Annotated in this window: 14 protein-coding genes and 3 tRNA genes; 10 read left to right on the top strand and 7 right to left on the bottom strand. The window is 58.5% G+C overall.

The genetic code is table 11. The features are described from left to right. Window positions 1-104 precede the first annotated feature (104 nt). The 7 genes from J9789_RS10540 to J9789_RS10510 all read left to right on the top strand — a co-directional run bounded on the left by J9789_RS10540 (window position 105) and on the right by J9789_RS10510 (window position 8,598). Entirely contained in the window at window positions 105-551 is a 447-nt protein-coding gene (locus J9789_RS10540; protein ID WP_209345141.1) for a helix-turn-helix domain-containing protein, read from the top strand. Next, a complete protein-coding gene (locus J9789_RS10535) occupies window positions 538-1,602 on the top strand; it encodes an FUSC family protein (RefSeq protein WP_209345139.1) in 1,065 nt (354 codons plus the stop codon). Before J9789_RS10540 ends, J9789_RS10535 begins: the two co-directional genes overlap by 14 nt. A gap of 342 nt (window positions 1,603-1,944) precedes the next feature. After that, the gene (locus tag J9789_RS10530) at window positions 1,945-2,502 is read left to right on the top strand and encodes a LuxR C-terminal-related transcriptional regulator (protein WP_209345137.1); all 558 of its coding nucleotides are present in this window, start codon (window positions 1,945-1,947) and stop codon (window positions 2,500-2,502) included. Window positions 2,503-2,512: 10 nt separating this feature from the next. Beyond that, a complete protein-coding gene (locus tag J9789_RS10525; protein WP_209345135.1) occupies window positions 2,513-3,847 on the top strand; it encodes an MFS transporter in 1,335 nt (444 codons plus the stop codon). Next, complete coding sequence (locus J9789_RS10520; protein ID WP_209345133.1) at window positions 3,844-5,367, top strand: carboxypeptidase M32; 1,524 nt, start codon at window positions 3,844-3,846, stop codon at window positions 5,365-5,367. The genes J9789_RS10525 and J9789_RS10520 overlap by 4 nt, the downstream gene beginning before the upstream one ends. Before the next feature lie 14 nt (window positions 5,368-5,381). Beyond that, complete coding sequence (locus J9789_RS10515; protein WP_209345131.1) at window positions 5,382-6,650, top strand: MFS transporter; 1,269 nt, start codon at window positions 5,382-5,384, stop codon at window positions 6,648-6,650. A 25-nt stretch (window positions 6,651-6,675) separates the two neighbouring features. After that, window positions 6,676-8,598, top strand: coding sequence for a Xaa-Pro dipeptidyl-peptidase (locus J9789_RS10510; RefSeq protein ID WP_209345129.1), 1,923 nt, complete (start codon window positions 6,676-6,678; stop codon window positions 8,596-8,598). A 120-nt stretch (window positions 8,599-8,718) separates the two neighbouring features. On the opposite strand, the gene J9789_RS10505 is transcribed toward J9789_RS10510, so the two are convergent. After that, window positions 8,719-8,810: transfer RNA gene (locus tag J9789_RS10505), tRNA-Ser, on the bottom strand. Between the two features lie 450 nt (window positions 8,811-9,260). On the opposite strand from J9789_RS10505, the gene J9789_RS10500 reads away from it, so the two are divergent. The 3 genes from J9789_RS10500 to J9789_RS10490 all read left to right on the top strand — a co-directional run bounded on the left by J9789_RS10500 (window position 9,261) and on the right by J9789_RS10490 (window position 10,421). After that, window positions 9,261-10,076: a cell wall hydrolase gene (locus J9789_RS10500; protein WP_209345127.1), complete on the top strand. Its 816-nt coding sequence runs from the start codon at window positions 9,261-9,263 to the stop codon at window positions 10,074-10,076. Between the two features lie 136 nt (window positions 10,077-10,212). Beyond that, window positions 10,213-10,300 (top strand) — tRNA-Ser (locus J9789_RS10495). Window positions 10,301-10,330: 30 nt separating this feature from the next. Continuing rightward, window positions 10,331-10,421 (top strand) — tRNA-Ser (locus tag J9789_RS10490). Window positions 10,422-10,460: 39 nt separating this feature from the next. On the opposite strand, the gene J9789_RS10485 is transcribed toward J9789_RS10490, so the two are convergent. The 6 genes from J9789_RS10485 to J9789_RS10460 all read right to left on the bottom strand — a co-directional run bounded on the left by J9789_RS10485 (window position 10,461) and on the right by J9789_RS10460 (window position 15,082). Then, a complete protein-coding gene (locus tag J9789_RS10485; RefSeq protein WP_209345125.1) occupies window positions 10,461-11,378 on the bottom strand; it encodes a hypothetical protein in 918 nt (305 codons plus the stop codon). Then, window positions 11,353-11,595 carry a helix-turn-helix transcriptional regulator gene (locus tag J9789_RS10480; RefSeq protein ID WP_209345124.1) on the bottom strand — a complete coding sequence of 81 codons (243 nt, stop codon included), beginning with the start codon at window positions 11,593-11,595 and terminating at the stop codon, window positions 11,353-11,355. The genes J9789_RS10485 and J9789_RS10480 overlap by 26 nt, the downstream gene beginning before the upstream one ends. Window positions 11,596-11,604: 9 nt before the next feature. Further along, the gene (locus J9789_RS10475; protein WP_209345122.1) at window positions 11,605-12,573 is read right to left on the bottom strand and encodes a hypothetical protein; all 969 of its coding nucleotides are present in this window, start codon (window positions 12,571-12,573) and stop codon (window positions 11,605-11,607) included. Between the two features lie 130 nt (window positions 12,574-12,703). Further along, a complete protein-coding gene (locus J9789_RS10470; RefSeq protein WP_209345120.1) occupies window positions 12,704-13,285 on the bottom strand; it encodes a hydrolase in 582 nt (193 codons plus the stop codon). 100 nt (window positions 13,286-13,385) lie between these two features. Further along, entirely contained in the window at window positions 13,386-13,613 is a 228-nt protein-coding gene (locus tag J9789_RS10465; protein WP_209345118.1) for a hypothetical protein, read from the bottom strand. Window positions 13,614-13,681: 68 nt separating this feature from the next. Further along, on the bottom strand, window positions 13,682-15,082 hold the full coding sequence (locus J9789_RS10460; protein ID WP_209345116.1) for a PLP-dependent aminotransferase family protein: 1,401 nt from the start codon (window positions 15,080-15,082) through the stop codon (window positions 13,682-13,684). Window positions 15,083-15,255: the final 173 nt, after the last annotated feature.

Below are 15,255 nucleotides of genomic sequence, written 5' to 3'. Positions count from 1 at the left end.
GTACCACCCTTTTTTGATCAAGTTGGTCTGTTCAACCTATTGACACACAAGGACTTTTGATATATACTTAACAAAGTTAAATAGTTGGAGGAATTTGTGCTAGTATGGAATGGACCGATATGATGCATTTTCAACAGCAGATGCAAAAGGTCATGCGCTCCCTGAAGCCGGTGGGCAAATCGGTGCTGACTGGCAGCGAGTGTGAGCTTCTGGCCCACCTGTATCTGAAGCCGGAGCAGAACACGCCCGTGCTGCTCAGCCAGGGCAGCGGCATGAAGATAGAGGCGGTGAGCCGCTGCCTGAAGTCGCTCTATGAAAAAAACTGCATCACAAAGCGGCGGCAGGCCGCCGACGAGCGCAGCTATCAGCTGTTTATGACAGAAATCGGCCTGGCCGAACTGAAGCGGGGCTATGAGCGCATTTTGCAGCCCTTCTACGACCTTTGGCGGAGCTCCAGTGAAGACTTTGAGGCATTTATGTATTACGCGGACCGGCTGGCCGCACACATTGAGAAAGGACAGGGAAAGACCCGTGACCATGAGATTTTATGACGCGCTGCAGATGGACCCCTCCGTGCTGAAACGGAAGAGCGCTGCCTGTGACACAAAGAAGGAGAAGGCCTATTACTGGACCGCCATCGCGGTGCGCTCGGTGCTCATCGTGGCCTTTGCCATTGTGTTTATCAGCCTGCTGTCCGGCGTGTTTGGTTCGGACAACACCCCGCTGGCGGTGGCGCTGTTCTGCATGATGCTGGGCATCCGGTTTGTCAACTTTGAATACTGCATCGGCGACTCCCTTATAACCCTGGCGGCGGTGCTGGCCATTCTGGTGCTGGTGCCCAGCGCGGCCGTGGTGGCCCCGCCGGTTTTGCTGATCCCACTGCACTTCGCCGCCTTTTTTGCCATCCTGTACATGACAACCCAGCGGCCGGAAATGGGCAACGGCGGCCTGTACAGCTTTGCGTATATCTATCTGACGGGCAATCCGGTGATGGGAGAGGCTCTGGTCCGCCGCGGCCTGATGGCGGTGGTGGGCTATCTGATCTGCGGCGCCATCCTGTTTGCCAAGCACCGCCATCAGCATAAAACCACCCGCTTCCATCATGTGATGCGGAAGTTTGACCTTTCGGGCCCGGTCCACCTGTGGCAGCTACGCATGGCCCTTGGTGTGAGCCTGGTGATGACCGCCGGGCAGCTGTTTGGCGTGGAGCGGTTTATGTGGATGGGTTTTGCCTGTGCGTCTCTGCTGTCCGAATATCCCTACTCTAGCAATACGGTGACCCGCTTCTGGCAGCGGCTGGTGGGTGCGGTGGCCGGTTCCTGTGCCTTCTTTGTGCTCTATCTGGTGACCCCCGAGGCCTTCCATCCGCTGATGGGACCACTGGGCGGCCTGTGCCTGGGCTTCTGCACCGACTACCGATATAAGACGGCCATGAACTGCTTCGGCGCGCTGATGCTGGGCGCTGGGATCTACGGTCTCCAGGGTGCGGTGATCCTGCGTGTTGTGGATACCTTCCTGGGTGTGGTATTCGGCCTGGTGTTTGCAACGGTATTCCACTACCTGGCAGCGGTAAGACTTCAGCCTGCTCTGAAAGAAAATTGAAGAGGTATATGATAAAACAGCGTCTCCGGGTAAGCCGGAGACGCTGTTTTTGTGCTGTTTATCGCTGTGCCGGCGTGGGCATGGTGGAAAACAGTGCGGGTTAGAGGTGGATAATAAGAAAAATTGTATATTATGACCAAAGACGAAAAAAGGGGCTTTCCGTTGTGTGGCAAGTGTTTGAGCGTGCGGGGTTGCCCACAGGAACGAAAAAACAGCAAAATGTTCAGCGTACTGCTGAAAATCTCTTTCTCTTTCATTACATATTGACATATAAACGATGAGACATTATCATTCATTTTGAAATAAACGTTTTTTAAAAATGATTAAAAACGGGGTGTAAATATGGCAGGAGGAGCGAAGGAAACCGGCAAAACTGAAATGCGGGATTTCAAGGAACTTTCGCTGGAGGAGCTGCGCCGTGGCTATGTGACCCAGGCGGACGGTACCCACACCTGTATCTTCTGCGGCGAGACCTTTGAGTCCGGCGTCATCTATCACAGCCATGGCCGGGATGTAACGGCCGAGCGGGCGGTCCGGGAGCACATGGAGGACGTCCACTCCGGCACATTCTGGCCCATGATCGAGCTGGAGAAGACCCTCAATGGTCTTACCGACGTGCAAAAGACCATGCTGGCCTGTCTCTATGAGGGAAAGAGCACCGACGAGATCGGCGAGCTGATGGGCATCAGCCCGGCCACCGTACGTGCTCACAAGTTCAATTTGCAGAAGGCAAAGCGGGAGGCCAAGATCCTTCTGGCGCTGCTGGAGCTCATTGAAGGAGATGAGCCGCCTATTCCCAGACCGGCAGGAGGCCAGGGAGAGAAGGCCCCCTCTCAGACGGACGACTTGTTCTCCCTGAATATGCTGCATCCGTTCTTTACACAATTCCGGTACAAGTAGGGGGGAGGACATGGAACGACCAAACCTAGGTCGGAGAAAGACCTGGAACATTACCATGTTCATCATCAGCTACGCCCTGAACAACCTGATCAGCGGCATCATCTATGATACCTATGTCAACTACATGCAGGAAATGGCCCGCTCGGTGGCCACGTCCTTCTGGGCGTTTTACGGCTATGCCACCTTTATCAGTGCCCTGCTGCTGCTTTTGGTCCCGAAGGTGGGCTACAAAAAGCTGCTGGTGTTTTGCTCGGGTTCCTGCGCGGTGGCGCTGCTGAGTGCGGTGTTTCTGCAGGCGGAGCCGGTCTTTTTTCTGACGACCCTCCTGGCTCTGGTTGGCATCCAGCTCCACTATGTCATGCTGGCGCCCTATGTGGCGGTGTTTACCGACCGGAGCAACAACATCAACTGGTACACGCGGGCCTATTATCTGGGCTACCTGGGATACTTCCTCACCACCTATCTTGGCGGTGTGCTGACGGTAAAGATGTTCTCCCTGCGGGCAGGAATGACCTATCAGGCGGCCAAGACCATGACCGAGCGCATCGAAGAGATGGCGCCCGGTGTGCGGGAGAGCTACCTGCAGGGCAACCGGGATGTGCTGCTGATCATGGCGGTGGTGGCACTGATCGGTCTGATTCCGGTGCTTCTGATCCGGGAGGAGCGGGAGGACCATTGCTTTGCCACGTCCGAGCATGTGCCCTGGCGGCAGCGGCTGCGCGAGATGGGCCAGGCGTTGATCCATCGGGACGCGGTGATCTACCTGGTCTACTGGGTGCTGATCTCCTTCGGTATGGGCCTGTTTACCTCCTATTATTCCATCTTCCTCAACCGGAACCTGCACATTGACCGGGCAACCTCCTCGCTGCTGGTATCCCTGTCCTACTTGGCCATTGTGATTTTCCTGCTGTTTACTCCGGCGGTGGTCCGGAAGTTCGGACAGATCGTTACACTGGGCGGTGTGGCCCTGCTGTCGGTTCCGTTTATGCTCCTCATCGCCAACGGCGACAAATTCGGCCAGTTCACCGTACCGGTGGTGGGTGTCGCTCTGTTTATGCGTTCCGGTCTGATCAACCTCAGCTCTCCCGTGGACAGTGCTCTGTCTATGGAACTGGTTCCGGACCGGCTGCGCCCGGCCTTTGCCTCGCTGATCAATCTGGCGGCGGGCGGGGTCAGCATCCTCAGCGGGTGGTTTACCGGCAACATCCTGTTTGTGGAGCAGGAGGGATACCGTACCGCCTACTATATCGCGTCCGCCATCTATGTTGTGGCCTGCGTTCTGCTGATGGCAGGCCTGTGGAAGTATAACCGCCCCACACAGAAGGAGGAGGTGCAGACACAGTGAAGAACGCTGCGGATACACAAAAGCTGGAACAGCTTCGGGCTCGCATCCGGGAGATCGAATACCTGAAGTACACCCTCAATTCCACCCTCTACTGGGATAAGTCCACCTATATGCCGGAAAAGGGACTGTCCTATCGCAGTGAGGTGATGTCCTTTCTGGGTGCCCAGCTCTATGAGCGCTTTAGTGCGCCGGAGCTGCGGCGGCTGGTGGACCATTTTGCCCGTCAGAAGGACGCTCCGCCGGAGATCGCTGCCATGGTGCGGCGGGTCCAGAGCAACTACATTTATATCAACAAGATCCCCCGGGAGGAGTACAGAGCTTATATTTCTCTCATAGCCAAGGCAGAGCAGGTCTGGGAGCAGGCCCGGGAAGCCAACGACTTTAAGCGCTTTGCACCTTACCTGGAGCAGATTGTGGATACCTTCCGGTCATTTGCCGACTATTGGGGGTATGAAGAGGACCCCTATGACGCGCTGATGAGCTTTTATGAGCCGGGGAGCACGGTGCGGCAGATGGACCGCCTGGCGGATGAGCTGCGAACCTTCGTTATTGACCTGCTTCAGGAGCTGCGCACCCACGGCAAGGCGTGCGGCGAGGCGCAGGAGGAGCACTTCGCGCTCCCGCTGGAGGAGCAGCGGGCTCTCTCCCGGTTTGTGCTGGAGACCGTCGGCTTCGACTTTGCAGCTGGCCGGCTGGATGAGGGGCCGCATCCCACCACGCTGGCGGCCTCGCCCGGGGATGTGCGGGTGATCACCACCTATCAGCCGGATGATTTCCGTTCCGGTCTATTCAATACCCTGCACGAGGGCGGCATGGGTCTCTATGAGCAGGATATCGACCCGGCCCTGCTGGGGATGCTCCTGGGGGAGGTGGCCTCCTTCGCCACGGAACTGGCGGAAGCTCGCCTCTATGAGAATATCATTGGCCGCAGCGCCGGTTTCTGGGCCTATCTGTTCCCCAGAATGAAGAAGATTTGCCCCTCGTTGGCGGTAAGGGACGGAGAGGCCATGTTCCAGGCCGTCAATCAGGTGAGCCCCTCGCTGATCCGGAACGACGCAGACGAGCTGACCTACATCCTTCACATCCTGATCCGCTATGAGGTGGAGAAGGATCTGATCGGCGGGAAACTGGCGGTGGCCGATCTGCCTGAGGTATGGCGGCAGAAATACACCGAGTATCTGGGGATCACCCCGCCCAATGACCGGGAGGGTGTCCTCCAGGATATCCAGTGGGCTGCCGGGTACATGGGATATTTCCCCGGTTATCTCACCTCCAATCTGATGGCGGCTCAGTTTGCCGCCGCGCTGGAGCGGGAGCTGGGCCCCCTCCGGGGTCTGCTGGCTGCCGGACGGTTTGAGGAGATCCATCAGTGGCTTGCCCAACATATCCACCGCTTCGGCGCCATTTATGAGCCCGGGGAGCTGGTCCGCCGGGCCACTGGAGAGCCCCTCCGGTCCACCTATTTTATCAACTATCTTCGGGACAAATATACCGAAGTTTATCAGTTGAAAAAGAGATAAGGAGAGTATGAAAGATGTCCAAACTGTTTTCCAAGCTTGGGATGGGAGAAAAAACCGCGCGGAACTTCATTACCATCCTGCTCATCGCCGCTGGCGGTGCCATCATCTACGGTCTGCCCTACTTCCGGTATGACTACTATGATGCCTATCTGGAGGTCTACAATCTGACCAACGTTCAGATGGGTGTGTTCGGTAGTATTTTTGGTGTGTTCGGTATGATCTCGTACCTGTTCGGCGGTTATCTGGCCGACCGGGTCAGTATCCGTATCCTGCTGACGGCCTCCCTGGTGGGAACCGGCCTGGGCGGCTTCCTGCACCTGCTGCCCCTGTCTTTCCCCATGCTGGTGGCTCTGTATGCCTTCTGGGGATTTACCTCTCTGTTTGCCTTCTGGCCTGCCTGTGTGAAGGCGGTCCGTGTCCTGTCCAGCCCTGAGGACAAGGGCAAGTCCTTCGGCTGGTTCGAGGGCGGCCGCGGTATAGCTGCTGCCGTTATGGCTCCTCTGGCCGTGGTGGCTTTCCGGATCGGCCTGAGTGCCAGCAACATGGACGACAAGGTCGGCATGCGCTACGTTATCGTGTTCTACTCTGTGCTCACCGTGCTCAGCGGTCTGCTGGTCTTCTGGAAGATGCGTGACGAGTCCTCCATCGAGAAGAGTGAGCAGATCACCTTCAAGGACCTGGGTAAGGTCCTTAGAATGCCGGCTATCTGGATCATCGGCCTGGTAACCTTCTGCAACTACGTCTTCACCCTGTCCCTGTACTACTTCACCCCCTACGGCACCTCCATCCTGGGCATGAGCGTTACCTTCGGCGCTATTCTGGCCGCCTGCAAGCGTTTCCTGTGCCCGGTCTCCAACGTGGGCGGCGGCTACCTGGCCGATAAGGTGGGCACCAGCTCTCTGCTGTTTACCTCCTTCATCGCCATGGCGGTGGGTACGGCGGCCATTCTCTTCCTGCCTCAGAACGCCGCTTCCGTCCTGCCCTTCGTGATCCTGTTCCTGGTTATCTACTTCTTCTACAACGTCAACTATGCCCTGACCTGGGCCATGATGGACGAGGGCAAGATCCCCGAGCAGTACTCCGGCACCGCTGCCGGTATCATTTCCACCGTGGGTTACCTGCCTGAGATCTTCTGCTCTCTGCTGGCTGGCGTGCTCATCGATGGCTATCCCGGTGCGACCGGTTACCGCTACTATTTCTCCTTCCTCATCGTGATGCTGCTCCTGGGCGCCGGCATCGTGCTGGTGTGGAAGCGCTTCCTGAAGAAATCCCAGAGTAAGTGAGCCCCTTGTGAAAGGAGTAGGTTCTGTGGAACAACATATACCCAGCATCGTGCTGAAGGACGGCCTGACACAGCCGGTCTTCGACTATCAGAAATGCCTGTTTGAAAAGGTCTATGTAGAGACACCGGTGGATACAGACGGGGACGGCAAGCTGGACCTGATCGCGGTGTACATCCGCCGCCCGCTGGAGACCACGCAGGGCATGAAAGTGCCGGCCATCTATGTGGCCAACCCCTATATGCTGGAGTGCAATGAGGGCTGGTATGTCCCCCATTCTGTGGACAAGGACGTGAAGCCCTACCCCCAGCAGCATATCTCTGAGGAGGACGTCACCTTTGATCCGGCCTCTGTGACCTTCCCGGCGCCCCGGTATCCCCGGGTCACCGCCGGGCTGGCCGATTGTGCGCCTACAGAGGAGATCCCTCTGGACTGCATCAGCGACTGGTACAGCTACTTTAATTCCCGCGGTTACGCCTCGGTCTTCTGCGGCGGCCTTGGTACCCGTGGCTCCCAGGGCTTCAACTGCTGTGGTTCTCCGGAGGAGACGGCGGCGTTCAAAGCGGTCATTGACTGGCTCAACGGCCGCTGCCGTGCCTTTACCAACCTCACCGACAACATCGAGATCCGGGCCGACTGGTGTACCGGCAAGGTGGCCATGTCGGGCAAGAGCTACCTGGGTACCATGTGTATTGCGGTGGCTTCCACCGGCGTGGAGGGCCTGGAGACCATCATTCCGGAGGCCGCTATCTCCAACTGGTACGACTATTACCGCTGCAATGGACTGAATCTGCCTGCCATCGGTTGGCAGGGCGACGACCTGGATATCCTGGCCAAATATTGCTTCAGCCGTGCCAAGGACCCGGAGGACTATGAGCCGGTCAAGGAGGCCTATGCCGCCTGGCTGGACCGCATGGAGGCCGATGAGGACCGTGACAGCGGCAATTACAGCCGCTGGTGGGATATGCGCAATTATCTGAAGTCTGCCGATGCGTTCAGGGCCTCGGTGTTCCTGGTGCACGGTCTGGCGGACTGGAATGTCAAGCCCACCCACTGTGCCAATCTCTTTGCCGCTATGGAGGCCCGGGGCATTCCCTGCAAGATGATGCTTCACCAGGGGGCCCATATCTACATCCATGATCTGCAGGGGAGTCGGTTCAATGAGATCCTCCACCTGTGGCTGGACCACTGGCTCTATGGCATCGACAACGGCGCTGTGGAGCGTATCCCCAACGTTCTGGTGCAGAGTAACCTGAATCAGGAGCTGTGGCAGGCATCGGATTCCTTCCCGACCGTAAAGGGGTATGAGTCGCTGGCCCTGACGCCTGCGCAGGAGAGCGGTCGCCTGGTGGACGATCTGTCCGCCACTGTCTACGACCGGACCAAGGACAATGCCGCCGAGTGGCTGTCTGAACTGGTGCTGAGTGAGAAGCACGGGCACTGCCTGCGCTACCTGGCTGCTCCTGTGGCGGAGGATACCAGAATCAGCGGTACCATCCGTGTGTCCTTCCGTGCGGCCTGTCAGGCGCCTACAGCCATCCTCAGCGCCATGCTGGTGGAGCTGGGCGAGGAATGCCGCCTTACCCCTGAGCAGGAGACGGTCCAGCCCGGCGGGCTGGTATGGGGCCTTAACACGCCTACAGGTGACTGGAAGCGCTTCCGGGTGGAAAATACCCCCTCGTCCTTTAAAGTGATCTCCCGGGGCTGGATGAACGCCCAGAACCGGCGGAACAACTACTGCAAGGACGAGATTGAGCCCGGCGTCTTCTACGACTATGCGTTTTCCATGGTGCCTATGGACCATACGGTGCCCGCAGGACGGCAGCTGTGCCTGATCCTGTACGGGACGGATGTGGAAGCCACCCAGCGGCCCTTCGCTGTGACAGAGCTTTGCGTGGAGCAGGACTCTGTCCGTGTGGAGGTGCCCATGATGCCTGTGGCCAATTCCTAATATTATAAGGTATAAGAAAATGGCGGCGCTTTTCAGACCATTCGGTCGAAAAGCGCCGCCGCTTTTATAAGCATGATGTTAAAAAAGAAAAACGGAGCAAGCATTGCGCTTGCTCCGTTTTGGCGGAGAGAGAGGGATTCGAACCCTCGAGACGCTATTAACGCCTACACGATTTCCAATCGTGCGCCTTCGACCAACTCAGCCATCTCTCCATGGTGAGTGCTCTACCGGGTTGCCGCTTGGGGCGAGCAACGGATTATATTATAGCAGGTTTTTCGCATACGTCAAGGGGTAAAACGAAAAAAATCAAAAAATTTTTCCGATGGCTTACGCCTAGGAAAACGGGCTACATAACTATCATAATAGGGTAAACCAGGGGCGGGAAAACAGGTGGTTGGAGAAAGGCCCCGAAGGAGAAAAAAGGAGAGGAGAGGGGCGCGGGACTTGTTTCTTTTTGTTATTATTTGTATCCAGTTATGTCGACAAAAACGGCAAAAAAGTTGCAATGACAAAAAATATTTTAAGGATAAAACCGTTGTGGCACAAGGGATTCAGGATATCATGCAAAATTTCCTATTGACTTTTTGAACGGAAAGAGGTTACAATACGGTTACAAAAAGATGACCAACAAGTAACAGTCTGTAACAGGAGGAATCCTAACAATGAAAAAACGAGCCCTTTGCGCGCTCGCGAGCCTGGTCCTTTGTGTGTCTCTGACCGGCCCCGCGTACGCTGCTGAGAGCGGCGTCAGCTTTGAAGTTAATGGTACGTCCCTGGTGACTGAGTTTGCCACCAAGGTAGAGAACGAAATGACGTACGTGTCTTATTGGCCCATCGTGCAGGCCCTCTATCCCGAGGCTGTCGCCGTGTGGAGCAACGGCCAGGCGGTCGTGACCGCCAACGGTCTGAAGCTCGAGATGAAGCCCGGTGCCAAGTATATCGTGGCCAACGGCCGCTACCTGTATGTGCCCAACGGCGTGAAGCTGCAGGACGGCGTGGTGCTGGTGCCTGTGCGTACCCTGTGCCAGGCCCTGGGCGCCCAGGTCACCTGGAACGGCGCTGAAGGCGTGATCTCCATCACCTCCGGCAGCGGCCCCATCACTTCCGGTGACAGCTTCTACGATCAGGAGGATCTGTACTGGCTCTCCCGCATCATCTACTGCGAGAGCGGCAATCAGTCCCTGGAGGGCAAGATCGCCGTGGGCAATGTGGTGCTCAACCGTGTGGTCAGCCCCCAGTTCCCCAACACCGTGTACAGCGTGATCTTCCAGCGCAACCAGTTCACCCCGGCCTCCAACGGCCGGATCCAGCGGACACCCCCCGCTGACTGTGTGGTTGCCGCCAAGCTGGCCATGGAGGGTGTCAACACCGCAGGCAACGCCCTGTACTTCATCAACCCCTCCATCTCTTCCAGCAGCTGGTTCAGACGCAACTGCACCTATGTGGCCACCATCGGTGCCCACGCTTTCTTTGCCTAATAGCAATCCCCGCCGCGCAGATACGCGGCGGGGATTTTTTATGGCTGCCGGATACAAAAAGAAAATTTAAAAAAAGCGTTGACAAGGGCGGGAGCCTATAGTATAATCTTTTTTGCATTTGACCTGGACAGGACGTGGAGAGATGTCCGAGTGGTTGAAGGAACCGGTCTTGAAAACCGGCGATGTGGAAGCATCCGTGGGTTCGAATCCCACTCTCTCCGCCACACTTTTCATATGTCAGATTCATTCGGCACGCAGAAGTACCCAAGTGGCCGAAGGGGCTCCCCTGCTAAGGGAGTAGGGCGGGAAACCGTCGCGAGGGTTCAAATCCCTCCTTCTGCGCCAACAAGCCGCAAGCGATTTCGCTTGCGGCTTGTTTTTTGTTTAGTCGGCTTGAACCGAGATCTGGATCCCAACCCCGCGCTCATCCAGGAACCAGAGATCTCCGGTGAAGCTGCCGTCGGCCTGGGGGGAGAGGGTGGTATAGGTCGTGCCGTCCCGCTCCTCATCCTGACGGATCAGAATGCAGGCTGTTCCCTCCGCCAGAGGGATCTGATAGCTGCCGTCGGTAAGGGCCAGGGCCTCGGCCTCGGTCAGTGTGCTTTGGTCCAGAAGCGTGCCGTTCTCATCTAGTTGGAAGAAGGTGCAGGATTCCACACGGGGGATCATCTCCATACGCAGTTTTACGGAGAGTGCATCTTGTGTCGTGGTCCCGTTGGTGGTAGAAGCGTATTTGGTTTCCTGCTTAATGGTAAAGCCACCGCCGCCATAGGACTGTCCCCGGGTCAGATAGAGAGAGCCATCCTCCCGCTGATAGACCAGACAGGCTGTCCAGATATAATCCTGCTGGCTCAGAGCTGGGGTGGCGGGGGCACCAAAGTACAGGACACCGGAGAGCGTTTCAGTGGTCCCGCTTTCTGTGATGTTTGCGTTATGAACGACCTCTGCCGCATCGCTCTGGAAGGCCACGACAGCGGAATAGGAGTCCTCCGGATCAGTGGGGGGAAGAAAGTCAAAGAATAGAGCCTGTCCGTCCAGCTCGGTGAAGGCGTATCTGCCGTTGTCCTGAAGCTGGGCATTGAGAATCTGGGTGTCTCCGTAAGTCTCCCAGTTCTGGCCAAAGTCCCAATTATCGATGGGCCGGTAGATCATATAGTAGCCCACCCAGCGGTCCTGTGCTGGGCTTTGTGTTTCGGGGCGGGCCAGGCTGACCGGCCGGAGCAGCACCAGCAGCAGGACAAGGGCGATCCCCATAACGGGGATCAGGAGCCGGCGGTCAGGGCGTCTCTTTGTTGTCATCATCCTCATCCTCCAATCGTCCGTCGAAGCGCAGGATATCCCCCACGTCGCAGTTGAGGTAGTAGCAGATTCTATTGATGGTGTGAAAGCGCACGCCGTTGGCCTTGCCGGAGCGCAGAATGGACAGGTTGGCCTCGGTGATGCCCACCTTGGCGCACAGCTCCTTGGCGGTCATGTGGCGGTCTTTCAGGATTTCACTCAGATGTACGGTAATGGCCATAGCGGCACCTCAGATAATGGATTGGTTGTCCTCCTGGAGTTCTTTGCCCTGCTGGAGACAGCGGCACAGCAGATAGAGGGCGGCGGCCAGCACCAGGGAGGACAGGGGGATATACACCTGAAAATCGGACTGGAGCGGGAACGCCAGGAAGGTAAGCTGAAGCAGGTTCTTCAAAGCGGTGAGCAGGGCGGACCACACCACTGTTTGTCGGCAAAAGCGGGCGGTGATGTTGCACCGCTCCACGGCCTCCTGGCTGAACAGGCCCTCTTTCAATACAGCGGTAAGGGAGGCCGCCTGGGCCAGCAGAAAAGCGGTGAACAGATCGGCCGCCAGCGGGAGGAGCAGCAGGATGAACTGGAGAATGAGACCGCCGATGACGGTGTCGGTCATGCTGTTGCCCATCCCAAACAGATCGGGACCGTCAACACCGGAGAGTGCCTGACTGGCCTGAGCGGCAAAACCGGCGATCCGAATGTATGCCGTTCCAAAGGCCGCCAGCAGGGCGCAGGCCCACAGCAGAACCCGGAGTGCCCCGGCCAGCCGGCCCGTCTCCTGATCCTCCAGCCGCCGCAACACCCGCAGAACCAGCCAGGCCACCGGCAGAGAGCAATAGACGCACAAAGAGGCGAAGGGCCAGACCTCGGGCAGAATCAGGGGGAGCAGCGTGGGATTGACGGAGAAAAACACCATGAAGAACCCCACTGCGCCGGTGAGAGGCAGCAGCCAGTCCTCCCACACCAGCGGCCCACGGCCCTTGGGCAATACCAGTAGCAAGAGGGGCAGAAGAGTGACCGCCAGAGTAATGGTCCAGGCCCCCAGGTTGCCCCAGGGACCAGACAGGGAGAGCTCCCGCAGCCCCTGGCCCGGCGCGGACAGCAGGCCCATCAGGCCATTGGGATTGACGGCCTGCCCGGCCAGCCCCAACAGGGCGCCCGCCAGGGCGGCACACAGCAGGATTACGATGTGCTTGCGTGTCATTGTCCCTCACCTCAAATTATTGTTTTATTTAAGTTCATCTTGAGCATAGCAGGTAAATTATTGTTTGTCAATAATTTTGGAGAAAAAAGAAACTCCGCAGCATGCTGCGGAGCTTCTCAGTTTTAATGGGTCACAGCCCGGCGCACTGGGCCTCGATGTCGGCCTCGCAGTCCTTCATGGCCTGGAGGGTGCGCTCCAGCAGGTCGTTTAGCTCCCAGCCCAGCATCTGGGCGCCCTGGGCGATGGTCTCCCGGGAGCAGCCGGCGGCAAAGCGCTTATCCTTGTACTTCTTCTTCAAGCTGGATAGCTCCATGTCCTGCACGCTCTTGGAGGGGCGCATCAGAGCGGCGGCGCCGATGAGGCCGGTAAGCTCGTCCACGGCGAAGAGGACCTTCTCCATCTGGTGCTCCGGCTCCACGTTGCCCTCGGTCATGCCCCAGCCGTGGCTTACCACCGCGTGGATAAGGGCGGGGTCCAGGCCCTGGCCCTCCATAATTTCCCGCACCTTGACGCAGTGCTCGTCGGGGTACTGCTCAAAGTCCAGGTCGTGGAGCAGACCGGCGGTAGCCCAGAAGTCGGCCTCGTTCTCATAGCCCAGCTGGCGGGCGAACCAGCCCATGACGGCCTCTACGGTAAAGGCGTGGCGGAGGTGGAAGGGCTCCTTGTTGTATGTTTTCAGCAGGTCCAATGCCTGCGCGCGGGTCAGTTCCATGGCGGACAGCCTCCTTTTTCTGCTTTGCTGCATTATAGCACAGAAGTGGAGGCAATGCAAAGCCCGCCGGACCTGATTGGGGCCTGGCGGGCGTTTGGATTCACGGCTGCACCGGCGGAGGCAGGAAGGTCTGGCCCCCGATGCCCTCCAGCGGAAAGAGGGGGGCATGATACCGGGCGGCAAAGTGCTGGAGCCGGTCCAGTGAGTCGATCTGGCGGTACTGAGCGCTGATGCGGTCCTGCACGTGGGCAGGCAGGTGGTCAAAGTATTCCTGGGCCCGGGAATCGTGGCGGAACAGCACATAGAGATCGGTGTACGGTTGGCGCATACAATCACCCCGCACCTAGGATGCCGGGATTGATGTGTTTCTACACCAGAAAAGCTCTGGAAAAGATATTAAAAATTCCACGCCGATTTCAATAGGGCCAGGGCGGGAGCCATGTCCTCGGCGGCCACCCGGGTGTAGCCCCAGATAAGGGCGGGTGGACGGTCGGGGGGCGGCGGAGTCAGGTCGCAGATGGACAGGGGGGAGACTCCCACGCCTACCTCTGCCGCCCGGGCGGCCAGCTCCTGTTCGTTCCACCGCTTGTCCATCCACAGCAGCAGGTGAAGACCGGCGTCGCCTCCGGCAAAAGAGCCCACCTGGGTGAGGCCGGTGTCTCGGGCGGCGGCCAGCAGGGCCTCCCGCCGGGCCTTGTACCGGGTGCGGGTGCGGTTCAGGTGCCGCTCGAAGTGGCCCCGATCCATGAACCGGGCCAGGGCGTACTGCTCAAAGGAGGGAACGGTGGAGGAGTAGAACCAGAACTCCTTCCGCCACCGCTCCAGCAGGTGGGGAGGCAGCACCATGTAGCTGATGCGCAGGGAGGGGGCCAGACTTTTGGCGAAGGTGTTGAGGTAGATGACCCGCTCCATGCTGTCCAGACTTTGGAGGGCGGGAATGGGGCGGCCGGAGAAGCGGAACTCACTGTCGTAGTCGTCCTCCAGAATATAGCGCCCCGGCTTCTGAGCGGCCCAGCGCAGCAGAGCCTGCCGCCGGGTCACCGGCATGATGATGCCCAGCGGGAAGTGATGGGAGGGGGTAACGTGGACCACCTGGACCTTGTGCTCGTCCAGGGCATCCACCACCAGCCCCTGGCTGTCCAGGGAGATGGGCTCCACCGCCACGCCGCAGCTGCCCAGAATGCGGTGGGTCTTCGTGTAGCCGGGATTTTCCACTCCGTAGCGGCCCTCCCGGCCCAGCAGCTGGACCAGCAGGTTGGTGAGTACCTCGGAACCGGCGCCCACTATGATCTGGGCCGGATCAGCTCGGATGCCTCGGAACCGGTACAGATGGGCGGCAATGGCCTCCCGCAGTTCGGGTATCCCCTGGGGATGAGGAGTGTTGAGCAGGGTGTCCTCCTGCTGGGAGAGTACCTCCCGCATCAGCTTGGCCCAGGTGGCAAAGGGGAAGAGGGCGGTATCCACTGCGCTGGTGGAAAAGTTATAGCGGAAGGTGGGCCGGGCGGGCTCCTCGGTTGGTGGAAGGGGAGATGGAGTGACTCTGGGCGGGGCCGCCTCTGCCGCCTGCACAAAAAAGCCCCGCTTGGGCTGGGACTGGAGGTAGCCCTCGGCCAGCAGCTGGTTATAGGCTCCCTCCACCGTCACCACGCTGATTTTCAGGTGGGCGGCCAGGGTGCGCTTGGAGGGCAGCCGCTCTCCCGCGGCCAGCCGCCCGACCTCGATCTCCCCTCGGATGTGGCGGTAGAGCTGCTCGTACAGGGGCATGGGGGAATTGCTGTCCAGAATAGGCGTAAGCATAGGCAACCTCCTTCTGACCTGATTCTTCTTTTTGCTCAGTATAGCGGAAATAAGGTCAGAGTACAAGGGGCACCGAAGTCCATCGAAAGCGGTCCCACGATAAAAAATATAGGGACTAGGGCCGCCGTATGAAAGGGGCTGCCAGGGACATACTGAACACAGACACAGAGAAG

The sequence above is a fragment of the Flavonifractor sp. AGMB03687 genome (assembly GCF_017811815.1).
Classification (GTDB): Bacteria; Bacillota; Clostridia; order Oscillospirales; family Oscillospiraceae; genus Flavonifractor.
This window is presented reverse-complemented; position numbering and strand designations above follow the sequence as displayed.